General features: G+C 61.5%; 12 protein-coding genes. 10 read left to right on the top strand and 2 right to left on the bottom strand.

Annotated elements, in window-relative coordinates; all coding sequences use genetic code 11:
• Nucleotides 1–137: 137 nt before the first annotated feature.
• From ACZYGA_RS02600 to ACZYGA_RS02555, 10 genes are all read left to right on the top strand, one after another.
• Nucleotides 138–3,023: a response regulator gene (locus ACZYGA_RS02600; protein ID WP_404625708.1), complete on the top strand. Its 2,886-nt coding sequence runs from the start codon at nt 138–140 to the stop codon at nt 3,021–3,023.
• 93 nt (nt 3,024–3,116) lie between these two features.
• Nucleotides 3,117–3,899, top strand: coding sequence for a sulfite exporter TauE/SafE family protein (locus tag ACZYGA_RS02595; RefSeq protein ID WP_077375183.1), 783 nt, complete (start codon nt 3,117–3,119; stop codon nt 3,897–3,899).
• Nucleotides 3,900–4,056: 157 nt separating this feature from the next.
• Nucleotides 4,057–4,860 (top strand): prolipoprotein diacylglyceryl transferase, encoded by an 804-nt coding sequence (gene lgt / locus ACZYGA_RS02590; protein WP_404625706.1) that lies wholly within the window; start codon nt 4,057–4,059, stop codon nt 4,858–4,860.
• A 217-nt stretch (nt 4,861–5,077) separates the two neighbouring features.
• Complete coding sequence (locus tag ACZYGA_RS02585; protein ID WP_284728412.1) at nt 5,078–5,872, top strand: thymidylate synthase; 795 nt, start codon at nt 5,078–5,080, stop codon at nt 5,870–5,872.
• Nucleotides 5,869–6,420, top strand: a complete 552-nt coding sequence (locus ACZYGA_RS02580; protein ID WP_077375174.1) for a dihydrofolate reductase — start codon at nt 5,869–5,871, stop codon at nt 6,418–6,420. Before ACZYGA_RS02585 ends, ACZYGA_RS02580 begins: the two co-directional genes overlap by 4 nt.
• 103 nt (nt 6,421–6,523) lie before the next feature.
• Entirely contained in the window at nt 6,524–7,339 is an 816-nt protein-coding gene (locus tag ACZYGA_RS02575) for a ProQ/FINO family protein (protein ID WP_404625920.1), read from the top strand.
• Between the two features lie 379 nt (nt 7,340–7,718).
• Entirely contained in the window at nt 7,719–8,708 is a 990-nt protein-coding gene (locus tag ACZYGA_RS02570) for a TRAP transporter substrate-binding protein (RefSeq protein WP_479398324.1), read from the top strand.
• Nucleotides 8,709–8,805: 97 nt separating this feature from the next.
• The gene (locus ACZYGA_RS02565) at nt 8,806–9,399 is read left to right on the top strand and encodes a TRAP transporter small permease (RefSeq protein WP_084209616.1); all 594 of its coding nucleotides are present in this window, start codon (nt 8,806–8,808) and stop codon (nt 9,397–9,399) included.
• Nucleotides 9,396–10,781 (top strand): TRAP transporter large permease, encoded by a 1,386-nt coding sequence (locus ACZYGA_RS02560; RefSeq protein WP_077375166.1) that lies wholly within the window; start codon nt 9,396–9,398, stop codon nt 10,779–10,781. The genes ACZYGA_RS02565 and ACZYGA_RS02560 overlap by 4 nt, the downstream gene beginning before the upstream one ends.
• 753 nt (nt 10,782–11,534) lie before the next feature.
• Nucleotides 11,535–12,563 (top strand): porin, encoded by a 1,029-nt coding sequence (locus ACZYGA_RS02555; RefSeq protein ID WP_404625702.1) that lies wholly within the window; start codon nt 11,535–11,537, stop codon nt 12,561–12,563.
• A gap of 341 nt (nt 12,564–12,904) precedes the next feature.
• Here ACZYGA_RS02555 and ACZYGA_RS02550 read toward each other — a convergent pair whose 3' ends face one another.
• Together ACZYGA_RS02550 and pgi are read right to left on the bottom strand one after the other, a co-directional pair.
• Nucleotides 12,905–13,888 (bottom strand): carbohydrate kinase family protein, encoded by a 984-nt coding sequence (locus ACZYGA_RS02550; RefSeq protein ID WP_176503155.1) that lies wholly within the window; start codon nt 13,886–13,888, stop codon nt 12,905–12,907.
• Nucleotides 13,888–15,570, bottom strand: a complete 1,683-nt coding sequence (gene pgi / locus ACZYGA_RS02545) for a glucose-6-phosphate isomerase (RefSeq protein WP_404625700.1) — start codon at nt 15,568–15,570, stop codon at nt 13,888–13,890. The genes ACZYGA_RS02550 and pgi overlap by 1 nt, the downstream gene beginning before the upstream one ends.
• Nucleotides 15,571–15,729: the final 159 nt, after the last annotated feature.

The raw sequence follows: 15,729 nt of genomic DNA, 5'->3' as shown, positions 1-15,729 counted from the left end.
TGACGTCGTGCTACGGGCTGCATGGCTCGATGCGACCCGATCGTACTGCTGCGGCAATGTCACGCCACGTCACGAATCGCTGCACCCATGCCCGATGGTTTTTGCTGTCAGGTCCATCTACAGGATGCTCCCAGACCATGTTCTCGCGCCGTCCTCCCCCTGTCGAGCCAGCGTCACGCTCGCCCGAGGCTGAATCTTCCCAAGCGGAGGCTCCCCCGACGGGAGCGTCCGGCGTCACCGGCGACGCCATTCGTCTCGAGGATGGCGGCAGTGCGGGGAACCGCAGTGAGAGCAGCCCCAGTGGACTGGAATCGGTATGGCGGCGCATGAGTCGCCTGACGGTGGGCCCGCTGCTGCTCGCCGAGCTGGCAGTGGCGCTCAGCTGTCTGGTCGGGGCCTGGGTTACCTGGGACAGCGAGCGGCACAAGCTCGTGGACAGCGCCCTGGGCGAGCTTCGCCAGCAGCATTCGCTGGCCACTGCCTTGGTGAATGAGCGCTTCGAGGCGCAGCAGCGTCGTCTGCAGATCCTGGCGCGCTACACGCGTCGCCATCTCGACCATGCCGGGGGCGAGGCGGATTCGTCATTGAATGAGCTGGTGTTGACCGAGGAAGGTCAGCTGTTCCGGCCGATCACGCGTGGCGGCGCTGCCTTGTACGGAGAGTTTCACCGCGCATTGGATGAGCAGGATCACGACGTGGCGCGACGCCTGATCCGGATGCAATGGCTGTTGTCGGATCTGTATTCCACGGACCCATTGATCTCGCGACTGTTCGTCAGTCTCGACAACAGCATGATCATGCTCTACCCCTGGTTCAACGTGCTGGATGCCTTCTCACCGGGCACCAGGCTCCTTCCCTACACCGATGTCACACCTGCCACTCAGCGCCAGCTGGCCAGCAGCTCGGACAACGGCGCGCCGCGGGTCGTCTGGCTGCCGCCACATCCCGGTCCGGCGGGCCTGCCTCAGATCACCGCGCTGGTCGAGGTGGAACTCAACGCGGGACAGAAGGTCCATGTCGGGCTGGATCTCGCGGTCCCCCAGATGGAATCTCGCTTGCTGCTGCCTGGTCAGGGCCGCACGGCCCCCTATTGGCTGATCGGTCAGGACCTGGAAGTGTGGGCGGCCAGCAGCAATACGCGTGACCCTCGGCCGCGACGCCTGCCCGATGACGTGGCCCAGGCGGTGGACGGCGGTCTGCGTGGCGCTACCTTGCTGCCAGGACCTGCGGCGCGTGCCGTCGTCTGGGACACCTTGCCCGTCAATGGCTGGCGACTGGTGGCGCGGCGCGATCTTGACGTGCCGGGCGAGATGCCATTGCTGTCATTGCTGCTGGGCAGCGCCGGTGCCTTGCTGCTGGTCTTCGCGGTGAGCATGCTGATTCTGCAATGGCGCCTGCGTCGCCTTGATCAGCGCCTGGGGCAGCCACTGGAATGGTTGGCACGCCAGAGCGTGCGGCTCGAGCAGGGGCAGGTCATGGAGGAGTATCCCGTCTCGGCCCATCAGGCGTATCCGGCCGACGAGATTCTGCGCCGTCACCGTGCTGCCGTGGCACTGCTGCGCCGTGGTCGTGGCCACGAACTGGATGCCTTGCCACTGCCTGCCTTCGTGATGCGTCATGGCCTGCTGGCGATGGCCAATCCTGCCTTCGAGAAGCTGTTCGGGCTGGTGCTACATGAAGCGCTGGGGCGCTCGGTCGGGAGTCTGCTGATGCTGGAGCCCAACCCGAGCGTACCCAACAGTCGAGAATTGCGCGTCCATGATGCCGAGGGCCGCATGCGGCGCATGCGTCTCGAGCTGTGCCGTTTCAACAACGACCCCGCCCAGGTGCTGGGCGTGATGATTGATGAATCAGAACATGATCAGGCCAGCCAGCAGTTGCTGGTCGCACGCGACAGGGCGCGCGAGGAAGCCCGCCTCAAGAGTGACTATCTAGACATGCTGCACGCCGAGTTGACGCCTCCCTTGCAGGGATTGGTGCGCAAGCTGGGGCAGTTGCGTCGCGAGCGTCATCTGGAGGATGCCGAGCTGAGCCTGCTGCAGGGGCGTCTCGATAGCGTGGCACAGCTGCTGAATGTGCTGACGGAGCGCGACGATGTCGTGCGCACGCCGCTGGAGGAGAATCTGTTCACGCCGGCCGAGGCGCTGGGAGCGCTGCTCAATGACATGCAGCAGCGCTACCACGACGTGGGACTGCCCTTCGAGTGGCAGCTGGGCGCGCTGCCTGCATTGCTGCGTGGCGATGTACGGCGTCTGGCGCAGCTCTTCGAGCATCTGTCGGAAGATGGTTGTCGACGCGCCAGCGCGGGTCGGCATCGCGTGTTCGTCGAGGTGGTGGACGCCGAGGGTGCGTCGTCGCTGGCCGGTGGCCCGACGGGAGCTGGCCTGAGGGACACGGAGACAGGGGGGCAATGCTGGCTGAGGCTTGAGCTTCACGATCACTGTGGCCTCGATGTCGGGCGCAATGCGCCTTCCTCGCTGTTGATGGCTCGTCGTCTGGTGGAGGAGCTCGGCGGGCGCTACCGACAGCATGAGACGCAAGGGGAGGAGGTGCTGGAGATCCTGGTGCCGTTGTCCTGGCCGGACAATCCTGTCGAAACTCGCATTCTGGTCGTCGATGACGGTCCGGTGAACGCCATGCTGGCGCGCACGGTGCTCGGCCGCCAGGGATTGGTGGTGGATACGGCGAGCAGTGGAGAAGATGCGCTGGCCGCGCGCGAGCGCCATTTCTACGACCTGGTGTTCATGGATATCTTCATGCCCGGCATGGATGGTGTCAGCGTTACCCGGAATTGGCGCGAACAGGAGGCCGGGGCCGGCAGTGACAGGCGTAGCGTGATCATTGCCCTGACGGCCAATGCCAGCGAGGCGGACCGCGAGCGTTTCTTCGCGGCAGGTCTGGATGATTATCTTGGCAAGCCCTATCGTCCTCAGGCGTTGATCGACAAGGTTCGCAAATGGCTGCCTCGGGCCACGATGAAGGCACCGGGAGCAGAAGGTGGCGTGACGGGTGATGGGGTCTGAGTTGGCAAGGGTGAGCGATGAGCCATCGGTTCATGGCCTCAACCCGGCCCTTTGACAGAGGTTCTCGATGAAGACAGGTGCAAGGAGTGGGGCATGTGGTGGTGGTATCCCGTGTTGGGGGCCGTGGCGGGTCTGATCGCCGGCCTGTTCGGTATCGGTGGCGGGCTGGTCATCGTGCCGGTGCTGGCGGCAGCCTTTGCGCTGCAAGGTGTCGCCACTGATGTCTTGATGCATCTGGCGATAGGTACCTCACTGGCGACCATCGTGGTGACCTCGCTGTCATCGGCGCGTGCGCATCATGAGCGTGGCGCCGTGCGTCTGGACTGGCTCAAGCGCCTGCTGCCCGGACTGGTGGTGGGAACCGCGCTGGGGGTGGTGCTGGCGGGCGGACTGAGCAGCGAGATGCTCAAGCTGCTGTTCGGTGGCTTCGTGCTGCTGGTCGCCGTCAAGATGGGACTGGATCTCAAGGTGGGTCAGCTGGCGCAGGCGCCGGGGCGTGCCGGGCAGTTTCTTGGCGGTGGCACCGTCGGGGTGGTATCCGCGCTCTTCGGGATCGGAGGAGGGACGGTGATGGTGCCGATGTTGACCAGCTGGCAGGCGCGCATGACCGAGGCGGTCGGGACGGCGGCCGCGGCCGGGTTTCCCATCGCCTTGGTGGCAGCGCTGACCAATATCGCGGTGGGCTGGCATGCCCCGGGCTTGCCGGAACATGCCATCGGCTATGTGCATTGGGTTGCCTGGCTCGGCATCGTGCTGGTGTCGGTGCCCTTCGCGCGAGTGGGCGCACGGCTGGCCCATGCGTTGCCGGCGCTGTTGCTCAAGCGGTTGTTCGCGTTGATTCTCGTGATCGTGGGGCTGCGCTTTCTCGTCTCGTGAGACATCTCGGCATGTCCGCTTTGCCGGGAAGGGCTGCTAGGTGGCGTTCATGCGCGAGCTGTTACCCTTCGTCACCTGACCGGTAGCGCATCGGATTGATGGCGAAAGACTTGCGACTGGCGTCAGTCGTGCCGACTTATTCATTCAAGGTTTTCTCATGTTGCAATATCCTCAGATCGACCCCGTGGCGTTGGCATTGGGGCCTTTCAAGATTCACTGGTATGGATTGATGTACGTGATCGGCTTCGCGGCGGCCTGGGGGCTGGCGCGTGCCCGGCGCGGGCGGGTCGGCCTGAGTCAGGATGCCGTGGGAGACCTGATCTTCTTCGGTGCGTTGGGCGTGGTGCTGGGTGGGCGCCTGGGGTATGCGCTCTTCTACGGCTTCGACAAGTTGCTGGCGGACCCGGTGTGGATCTTCAAGGTATGGGATGGCGGCATGAGCTTCCATGGCGGCCTGCTGGGTGTGTTGATCGCCATGCTGGTGTTCGCGCGTCGTCACCAGCTGACCTTCTTCCAGCTGACCGACTTCATCGCGCCGATGGTTCCGATCGGCCTCGGTGCAGGGCGCCTGGGCAACTTCATCAACCAGGAGCTGCCGGGGCGTATTACCGATGTCTCATGGGGCATGGTCTATCCGCTCTACGGGCCGGAGCCACGCCATCCCTCTCAGCTCTATCAATTCGCGCTGGAAGGCGTCGCGCTGTTCGCGATCCTGTGGTTCGCCTCGCGTGAGCCGCGCCAGAAGGGGTTGATCTCCGGTCTGTTCCTGCTCTGCTACGGCAGTTTCCGTTTCATCACCGAGTTCTTCCGCCAACCGGATTTCCAGCTCGGCTTCATCGCCTTCGACTGGCTGACCATGGGTCAGCTGCTGTCGCTGCCGATGGTGCTGTTCGGGTTGCTGCTGATGGCTTGGTCGCGTGGTCAGGACGTGGCGCAGCCGCCGCTGCCTCGCGCATCCTGAGGTGGGAATGCAGGTGTGATTACAGGGGGCAATCGGTGTAAACTGGCCCCCTGCCAGATACGCAAGAACGCGGCCATCGGGCCGCGTTCTTGCGTATCTGGCAGCGTAAAATATCGTCAAGTGAACGATTCGAATTCATGAAGAGGCTGGTGCAGGGCCGATCCCCCGGATCCGCTCGCCGAGCCAGCCTCTGATCCGCCGTACGGACCCGCTGCCCATGCAACCCTATCTCGATCTGATGCGCCACGTGCTGGAAAACGGCACGCAAAAGGGCGACCGCACCGGTACCGGTACCTTGAGTGTCTTCGGTCACCAGATGCGTTTCGATCTGGCCGAAGGCTTTCCGCTGGTCACCACCAAGAAACTGCACCTGCGCTCGATCATCCACGAGCTGCTGTGGTTCTTGAAAGGCGACACCAACATCGCCTACCTCAAGGAAAATGGCGTGCGTATCTGGGATGAGTGGGCCGATGAGAATGGCGATCTCGGGCCGGTCTACGGTTATCAGTGGCGCAGCTGGCCGAATCCGAAAGGCGGCAGCGTGGATCAGATCACGCATCTGATCGAGCAGATCAAGACCAACCCGGACTCGCGCCGTCTGATGGTCTCGGCCTGGAATCCGGCGCTGGTGGATGAGATGGCCCTGCCGCCGTGTCATGCCCTGTTCCAGTTCTATGTCGCCGAGGGTCGGCTGTCCTGCCAGCTCTATCAGCGTAGCGCCGACATCTTCCTCGGCGTGCCGTTCAACATCGCCAGCTATGCGCTGTTGACCCAGATGATCGCTCAGGTCTGTGGCCTCAAGCCGGGGGAGTTCATTCATACCCTCGGCGATGCCCACCTCTACAGCAATCATCTGGAGCAGGCGCGTGAGCAGCTGACGCGCGAGCCGCTGGCCCTGCCGACGCTCAGGCTGAATCCGGACGTGACGGATCTGTTCGACTTCACCTTCGATGACATCGCCATCGAAGGTTATGAATCCCATCCGCATATCAAGGCGCAGGTGGCCGTATGAGTGACAAGGAATTTTCTCCGCTGAGTGCCGCCGCCGAGACCGTGGTCCCGGTGGCGATGATCGCCGCCATGTCGGTCAATCGCGTGATCGGTGTCGACAACAATCTGCCCTGGTACCTGCCGGAAGACCTGAAGTTCTTCAAGCATGCGACCCAGGGCAAGCCGGTGATCATGGGGCGCAAGACCTTTGCCTCCATCGGCAAGCCGCTGCCCAATCGACTCAATATCATCGTCACGCGTGACAGCGAGTTCCACCACGATGGCGTACGGGTCTGTCACGATCTGGCGGCGGCGCTCAACATGGCGGATCACCATGCGATGATCGAGGGTGTGGACGAGATCATGGTGATCGGGGGTGGACTGATCTATGCACAGGCACTGCCCGTCGCCACGCGTCTGTACCTGACCGAGGTAGCGGTCGAGATCGAAGGCGATGCGCACTTCCCGGAACTTGGTGCTGACTGGGAAGAAGCTCAGCGTGTGCCGGGAGAAAGTGGTGAAGGCCTGCCTGCCTATGACTTCGTGCGCTATGAGCGCAGGGACGACTAGCGCTTGCGCCTGCCAGCGGGAACTTTACAGTCAGCAGGTACTGACACAGACTGGTGCCAAACGGAACTGCCCATAGCGTGCAAGGGAGGCTCAGGCCTTGACGATGGATCGCCTCGAAGCGCTGTACTCTGCGCTTGAACATGAAGCCGACACCCAGCGACAGCAGCGTGACGGAGAGCGTCAGGCTCGTCTGGCGCTGGAATCGGAAAATGCCCAGCTACGCGAGACGCTGGTCGCGCTGCGCCAGCAGATGCAGGAGCAGCAGGCGCAGCTGACCGGGCTGAGCGAGGCCTTGATGGCGCGTGATGCCGAGCTGCGCGAGTTGCGCGAACGCAGCGCACAGTCCCCCGCGTCACAGCCGGTGGAGGATGCGCGCCCCAGTGCTGCGCAGGTGGAAGCTGCCGCGGAGCAGCTGGCCTCCGCGAGCGAGTCACCCGGTGTTGCCTCGGGTGAGACCGCTGACGCCGAGTCTGCACCGTCGCCAGCAATGCCTAACGACGCGCCAGCCGAATCCGATGGCTCTGACGAGACACCGGACCAGGCAACGCCGCCGTCGCCCCAGGCGCTGCTCAAGCAATGGTACAAGCGCTATCCGGATACCTTCTTCAAGGGCCACACCCGCCCCTTGAAGATCGGCATCCATGTCGAGTTGCTGGAGAACGAGCCCTGGGACGAGAAGCTCGTGCGCCGCGCTCTGGCGGGCTACGTCCACTTGCCTCGATACCTGAAGGCCGTTCGTGCCGGCACGCAGCGGGTCGATCTTGAAGGTCAGTCCGTGGGTGCCGTCACGGAAGACGAGGCATTGCATGCACGTCAGCAGCTCGCGGAGCTGACTCGTCAGCAGAAGGAGCGTGAGGAGCAGGCTGCCAGCCAGCGCATCAGTCACAAGCTGAGTGAATTGATGACCAAGCACCGCTAGCGACGTGTCGTGCAGGCAGGCCCCATGGCCAGCCCGCACATGTCACCTCGATCGTCAGTGTTCAGAGCCCCTGTGCGGATTGCCGCACAGGGGCTCTGTCGTTGGTGGGTGGAAATCCGCACATCGGGCCGGCGCTGTCGGCAAGTCCACTCATGTCGCGAAGAAGGGTTTTCGCCACAGGTATCTGAATTCAATAGAAAAAACTGGGAATGTGCTGCTCATGGCGCGGTACTCGCTATACCCAGGTGTCCCTGCTCGCGCTCATGTCTGGCGTTGCGACTCGCGCTCATGCCGAGTGTCGTGATGCAGCACACGCCAGGCGGGATGAACAACAGATGACCAACCCCCAATAACAACCAAGATTCCGAGAGGAACTGCCATGCGCTTTTTCAAGCCTGCCCTGACAGCCCTGAGTGCCGCCATTCTGATGGCCTCGACCGCTGTCATGGCCGACCCCATCACCATCAAGTTCTCTCACGTCGTCGCGGAAAACACCCCCAAGGGGCAGATGGGCAAGAAGTTCCAGGAGCTGGTCGCAGAGCGACTGGGGGATCAGGTGGCCGTTGAGCTCTATCCCAGCTCCCAGCTCTATGGGGATGACAAGGTGCTGGAAGCCATGCTGCTGGGCGATGTCCAGCTGGCGGCTCCGTCACTTTCCAAGTTCCAGAAATACACGGATCAGCTGCAGGTCTTCGATCTGCCGTTCCTGTTCAAGGACATGGAAGCGGTGGAGCGTTTCCAGAGTAGCGAGACAGGCCAATCCTTGCTGACGGCGCTGGAGCCCAAGGGACTGGTCGGACTCGGGTATCTGCACAACGGCATGAAGCAGCTCTCCGCGTCCTCACCGCTCACGGTGCCAGATGATGCGGATGGCAAGAAATTCCGCATCATGACCTCTGACGTGCTCGAGGCGCAGTTCGATGCGCTGGACGCCGTCTCGCTGAAGAAGCCGTTCTCCGAAGTCTTCATCCTGCTGCAGACCAAGGCCATCGACGGTCAGGAAAATACCTATTCCAATATCTATTCCCAGAAGTTCTTTGAAGTGCAGCCTTACATCACTGAATCCAATCACGGCGTGCTGGATTACATGGTGGTGTCCTCGGCACGCTTCTGGAATGGGCTTCCGGAGGAGGTGCGTGGCGAGGTCAAGTCAGCGCTGGATGAAGCCATCGCCTATGGCAATGAGCTGTCCCAGGCCAAGAATCTCGAGGCCAAGCAGGCCATCATCGACTCCGGTCAGAGCGAGATCATCACGCTGGACGATGCGCAGCGCCAGCAGTGGGTGGATGCGATGAAGCCGGTGTGGGGCGAATTCGCCGATGATATCGGTCAGGACATCATCGATGCCGCTCAGGATGCCAATCGCTGAGACGCGCAGGCCGACAATCACTTGCCTCGCCGGGAGACGCGACATGTCCGTCCTCTCGTGCGAGGCAAGTCTCCATGAAGGGCATGAGGACATTGCCATGAAACTTGGATGGCTACACAAGGCAGAAGAGACGCTGTTCTCGCTGCTGCTGGTGGCGATGGTATTGCTGGTCTTCGTCGAGGTGGTGCTGCGTTTCGTCTTCAATACCGGTATCAGCTGGTCCCAGGAAGCCACTCTCTATTTGGCGGGCTGGTTCGTGCTGATCGGCGTGTCGTGGGGCGTCAAGCAGGGCGCGCACATCGGTGTGGATGTCGTGGTGAAGATGCTGCCACTGATCTGGCAGCGGGTGGCTACCCTGGCCGCGCTGGTCATCTGCATGGCGTACTGCGTGATGCTGCTGGTCGGCAGTTACGAATATCTGTCCTTGATGCAGATGATCGGTATCGAACTCGAGGATATCGCGATACCCAAGTGGTATGCCCTGACGATTCTGCCCATCGCGATGCTGCTGCTGATGCTGCGCTTCGCGGTATTGGGCTGGAAGGTGATACGCGGAGATGCCAGCGGTTTCGGCTTTCACGACGAAGGCGAGGACAGCATGCACCTGGTGCAGCCGGCTGACTCGGTCATTGGTGACAGCTCCGATGGTGCCGGTGGTAAACGTGACAGTGATCAGGAACCCAGACGATGACCATAGCCACTCTGTTCGCGCTGCTGTTCGGTGGCATCTTTCTCGGCATGCCGATCGCCTTCGCGCTCGGATTTTCCAGTGTCACGACGATACTGCTGTTTTCGAGTGATTCGCTGGGCTCGGTCGCCATCAAGCTGTTTGAAGCCCTGTCGCATCACTACACCTTGCTGGCGATTCCCTTCTTCATTCTTTCCAGCACCTTCCTTTCGACGGGAGGCGTGGCGCGCCGCCTGATCACCTTCGCGACCGATGCCATCGGTCATGTCCGTGGCGGGCTTGCGATGGCCTCGGTGCTGGCCTGCATGCTGTTTGCCGCCGTCTCGGGGTCCTCTCCGGCCACGGTCGCGGCGATTGGCTCCATCGTGATCGCGGGCATGGTGCGTCAGGGCTACAGCGAATCCTTCGCGGCCGGGGTGATCACCAATGCCGGTACCCTGGGGATCTTGATTCCTCCCTCCATCGTGATGCTGGTGTACTCCGCGGCCACGGAGGTCTCGGCGGCCAAGATGTTCATGGCGGGCCTGATCCCCGGGCTGTTGATGGGCGGCATCCTGATGGTGGCCATCTATATCGCTGCCCGAATCAAGAAACTGCCTTCACAGCCGTTCCCGGGTCTCAGGACGCTGGCTCGTTCGGGGCTGGTCGCGATGGGCGGGCTGATGTTGATCTTCATCGTGCTGGGCTCGATCTACGGCGGGGTGGCCAGCCCCACCGAGGCGGCGGCGGTCGCGACGGTCTACGCCTGGTTCATCGCAGTGGTGGGCTATCGCGACATGGGGCCCTTGAAGGACGTGCCATGGCGCAGAGGCAACGAAGCATGGGGCAGGGCCGGGTTGCGTGCTCTCTGGCAGGTGCCGGCAGGCCTGGTGGGCTCATTCTCGGACCAGGAGGTCAAGAAGGTGGTGCTGGATGGTGCGCGCGTCTCGATGATGCTGCTGTTCATCATCGCCAATGCGATGCTGTTCGCCCATGTACTGACCACTGAACGCATTCCTCACACCATCGCCGAGACCATCATCGGCTGGGGGCTGCCAGCCTGGGGATTCCTGATCGTGATGAATCTGCTGCTGCTGGCGGCGGGCAACTTCATGGAGCCCTCGGCCATCCTGCTGATCATGGCCCCGATCCTGTTTCCCATCGCGACGCAGCTGGGCATCGACCCGATCCATCTCGGCATCATCATGGTGGTCAACATGGAGATCGGCATGCTGACGCCACCAGTGGGGCTCAACCTGTTCGTCACCGCGGGCATCACCGGCAAGCCGATGACCTGGGTCATTCGTGCCGCACTCCCGTGGCTGTCGTTGTTGCTGCTGTTCCTGGTATTGATCACCTATGTCCCGTCGATCTCACTCTTCCTGCCCAACTGGCTAAGCCAATGATGGCGCCATGCTCCTTCGCGGTTTTGAGGCGACAGGAATGTGGAAACTTCGTGCAGGCGACATGTCGATCCGGCGCTATCCCTCACCAGAGTCGCGACATGAGGTACTGCCGTCGGTGATCCCCTGACCAGCGGCATTCAACCTGATCATGATCAGGCCACCATGGACTACCCCGGTCACTCCATCGAGTGATCGGGGGTTCATCACGTCAAGGTCATCGGAGGAAAGCGGTGAGTCGTTGAAGAAGACACCGAAAATTGACTGCCATGTCATTTTTCACCGAGGCGCGTCCATGCTCGTTTTCCTTTCGATTCCAGAGATTTGCACGATGGCATGCAAGGGGAATGATGAGCTTCCAATGGCGTGAGATGACAAAGAATTCATCGGCTCAGTGCATGCTACTTTTGTCTTGCATGTCATGGCTGAGGCAAGTGTGTCTTCGCTCTGACTGCCGGGAAATCAGCGAACGTCAAAACCCTCGAGAAAACCCATGGTTGTCATGAATCCTTCATTCTTCCGCTCTAGAGTGTTGGCACGCCAGACAATTGACCGGCGTATTGGTTCAGGACCAGTGATCGAAAACAGTGTTTTTTTCTGTTGCACATCCTGAAAGCCCGGTATATGGTTTCCCTGCGAGCATTGGATAATAACAAGGCCACAGGGTTTTAGAGGCGTCATCAAGCGCCCGGAACCTTGGCCACTGCCACCGGCAGACACGATCGAACAGTTAACGCTAGTTAAGGAACTATCGCGATGAAAAAGACACTTCTGGCTACTGCCATCGCCGGCGCTGCTGCCCTGGCTGCTACCTCCGCTTCCGCTGCAACCGTCTACAACCAGGACGGCACCAAGCTGGACATCTACGGCAACGTTCAGCTGGCATACCTCTATGTCGACCAGCTCGGCGGTGACCCGGAAAGTGAACTGGGCGACAACGGTTCTACCTTCGGTGCCAAGGGTGAGCACAAGATCAACGACGACATCGTCGGTTACTTCAAGGCCGAGTGGGAATACGACGCTGACGAATCCAAGGGCGGCGGCAACGGCCTGAACGATGGCGACCAGTCCTACGTCGGTGCCAAGGGTTCCTTCGGTGACGCGCGTATCGGTTCCTGGGATCAGCTGATGGACGACTGGATCCAGGATCCGATCTCCAACAACGAATACTTCGATCTGACTGATTCCAGCACCCAGATCGACGGTGACAGCCAGACTCGTGAAGGCAACAAGCTTCAGTACATGTCTCCGGTCATGGGCGGCCTGCAGTTCGCTGTCGGTTCCAACTTCGAAGGCGACGGTGAAGACGAGAACGTCACTGATTCCAACCAGGCGTCCTTCTTCGCAGGTGCCAAGTACACCGTCGGCGGTTTCTCTGTCGCTGGTGTGTATGACAACCTGGACCAGTTCGAAGCCACCAACGGCAGTGACATCGGCGACCAGTACGGTATCACCGGTCAGTACACCGTTGACGCCCTGCGCATCGCCGTCAAGGCTGAGCGCTTCGCTGGTGAAGAAGATGACACCGACGTTGATTACTACGGTATCGGCGCACGCTACGGCTACGGCATGGGCGACGTCTACGGCGGCTACCAGTACGTCGACGCTGAAGACAATTCCACTCTTGCTTCTGACAACGGTGGCGACGACAGCTTCAACGAATTCAACCTGGGTGTGACTTACAACATCTCTTCCGCGATGTACACCTACATTGAATACGCCCAGTACGATCGCTCTGGCGACGCTGGTGACGGCGCTGCAGTCGGCATCTACTACGGCTTCTAAGACGCTCTCAAACGTCTAGCAAGCTAACGAAAGCCGGTCCCTCGGGGCCGGCTTTTTTACGTCTGATAGGTGCCGACTTAAGACGGAGATTGCGTGGCTTTCTGCTGCGCTTCGCAGGCATATTTGTTGTTGGTTGGTCTTGGCCAAAAGACGCAGGGCTGTCATGACATCTGGCATGTGTACGTAGAACATGTATTCAAGACATGTACTCAGCAAATGAGGCAAGAACTTGAACCCAGAAAACCAAAAGCCCCGCTGATCATCAGATCAGCGGGGCTTTTACGTGCGCGTCTCAAGATTGTCGCTGGCTCTGAGGTGGCCAGTGACGTCACTCGGGCCGCTCACTGCATGGCAGTGAGGTCTTCTCGAGTCGGTAGCGCGGCATAGGCACCAGGGCGAGTCACGGCAAAGGCGCCGCAGGCTGCTGCACGCTCAAGCGCAGCCTGAAGATGGCTCTCCTCCTCGCACCAGTCACGCAGCAGGGCTGCATCCACACCGGCTTCGCTGAGCGCCGAGAGGAAGCCGCCGATGAAGGCATCACCGCCGGCCGTGGTGTCGATGGCCTTGACCACCGGCGGCGTGATGCTGACGGTCCTGGTCTCGCCGCTCTGCTTGCGCACCAGTGCGCGGATGGTGCCCGGGCCGTCGGTCAGCACGATCAGGCGGACGCCGGCCTGCAGGCGTGCCTGCAGCCAATCGGACTCTTGCTGGCCATCAGTGAGTGCCTCGACCTCTTCCTGGGACAGCTTGAGGATATCGGCGTTGTCCAGCAGGCGAGTGACCAGTGACACGTCGACCTGCTGATTCGGCCACAGGTTGTGACGCAGATTGGCATCCACGCTGACCAAGGAGCCAGCAGCACGTGCGCGAGACGCCAGCACGAAGCTGGTGTCCGCGATACCGGCATCGGTCAGGCTGTTGCTGCACAGATGGAAGATGGCGGGTTGAGCGAACAGCTCCGGGCCTGCATGTTCCGGACGAAACAGCAGGTCAGCTGCCGGCGGACGATAGAAGTCGAAGCGACGCTCGCCATCCTCGTCCCGCGAGACGAAGGCCAGCGCGGTACGCGCCTCGCTGGTGCGCTTGACGTGATCCAGGCGTACGCCATGGGTGGCCAGTTCGTCGTGCAGGAAGTCGCCGAAGCTGTCCTGGCCCAGCATGCCCACGAAGTGGCTGGGCAGCCCGAGACGTGCGCAGGCCACGGCGACATTGGCGGGCGCACCACCAGCGTAGGGCGTGAAGGTTTCCTGCTCGACGGCCTGACCGCCGAGCTTGTTGGACAGCATGTCGACGAGCGCTTCGCCGAATGCGATTACCGGAGTCATCAGGAGGTTGCTCCCTTGGTGGTGGCCGTCGAGTCCTTCTTGCTTGATTTGGTGCTGGTCACGCCTGTCTCTGGCTGCATGCTGTCTCCGGCGGCCGGGAAGTGCTCGCGTACCAGTGCCAGCAGGCCCTGGGTGGAGGGATCGAAGGCCTGGACGTCAGTATCGATGCGTGCGCTGATCTCGCCTGCGATGCGCTTGCCGAGCTGCACGCCCCACTGGTCGAAGGAGTTGATGTTCCAGATCACGCCCTGCACGAAGACCTTGTGCTCATAGAGAGCGATCAGCGCCCCCAGGTTGCGCGGTGTCAGCTCATCAAGCAGCAGCGTGCTCGAGGGACGGTTGCCCGGGCAATTGTAATGCGGGTCGAGGTTGCTGCCATCCTGGCTGCCTTCCATGAAGGCATTGGCCTGGGCCAGCATGTTGGTGATCAGTGCGAAGTGGTGCTCTTCGGTACCCGGCTCCGGCTTCAGGGAAGCGATGAAGTCGATGGGAACGTAGCGAGTCCCCTGGTGCAGCAGCTGGAAGAAGGCATGCTGACCGTTGGAACCGGTCTCGCCCCACACGATCGGGCCGGTCTTGTAGTCGACAGGACGCCCGAAGATGTCCACCGACTTGCCATTCGATTCCATGTCGAGCTGCTGCAGGAAGGCGGGCAGCTGATGCAAGGCTTGATCGTAGGGCACGATGGCCTGGGTCTCGGCACCCATGAAGTTGATGTACCAGATACCGATGAGGGCCATCAGGACCGGCATGTTCTCGCCCAGCGGCGCTTCGATGAAGTGCTGGTCCATCTCATAGGCGCCTTCCAGCAGTTCCATGAAGCCGTCATAGCCGATGGAGAGGGCGATCGGCAGACCGATGGATGACCACATGGAATAGCGGCCCCCAACCCAGGCCCAGAATTCGAAGACGTTCTCTTCGCGGATGCCGAATTCCTTGGCCGCCTTGCGGTTGGTGGAGGCCGCGACGAAGTGGGCGCCGACGTCGGCATCCTGACCTGCCTGCTCCAGGAACCAGCGACGTGCTGACTTCGCATTGAGCAGGGTCTCCTGCGTGGAGAAGGTCTTGGTGGAGACGATGAACAGGGTCGTGGCCGGATCGAGGCGCTTGAGCACCTTCTGGATGTGGTTGCCATCCACGTTGGAGACGAAGTGGAAGTTCAGCTCCGGATGACGATGCTTGAGCAGGGCGCGGCAGGCCATGTTGGGGCCGAGGTCGGAGCCTCCGATGCCGATATTGACGACATCGCGGATGCGTTGTCCGTCATAGCCTTTCCATTCGCCGCTGCGCACGCTTTCGCAGAAGGCGCGGATCTGCTCACGAGTGCTGTGGATCTCCGGCATCACGTCCTTGCCGTCGACGATGACCGGCGTATTGGACTGGCTGCGCAGGGCCGTGTGAAGGACGGGGCGATTCTCGGTCACGTTGATGATGTCACCCGAGAACATCTGGGAGCGACGCTGAACGAGGGCAGAGTGGTCTGCCAGCTCGATCAGTGCCTTCATCACCTCGTCGGAAATGTGGTGCTTGGAATAGTCGAGGAACAGGCCGCCGACCCGGAGACTCATCTTCTCGAAGCGCTTGGGGTCCGCGGCAAAGTAGTCGCGAATACGGTCGTTGCGGGTTACCTCGCCTAGCCGGGTCAGCGCCTGCCAGGAAACACTACGGGTCAATTGCAGCATGGAAGTGTCCATCGTATGGGTTGTGGATAGCTTGTGTCGCCAGTCTGCAGTCCGTCGCTGACCAGCGCGCCTTGAGCTGACGAATGACGCTGGCAGGCGTGGCATGACACGATTCAGTGCCATGGAAAGGCGCCTGCCGATGATTGCCTGCTGATCGCC

The organism is Cobetia sp. BL01 (assembly GCF_056493605.1).
Note: the sequence above shows the minus strand (reverse complement) of the source record. Positions and strands in the feature narration are given on the sequence as shown.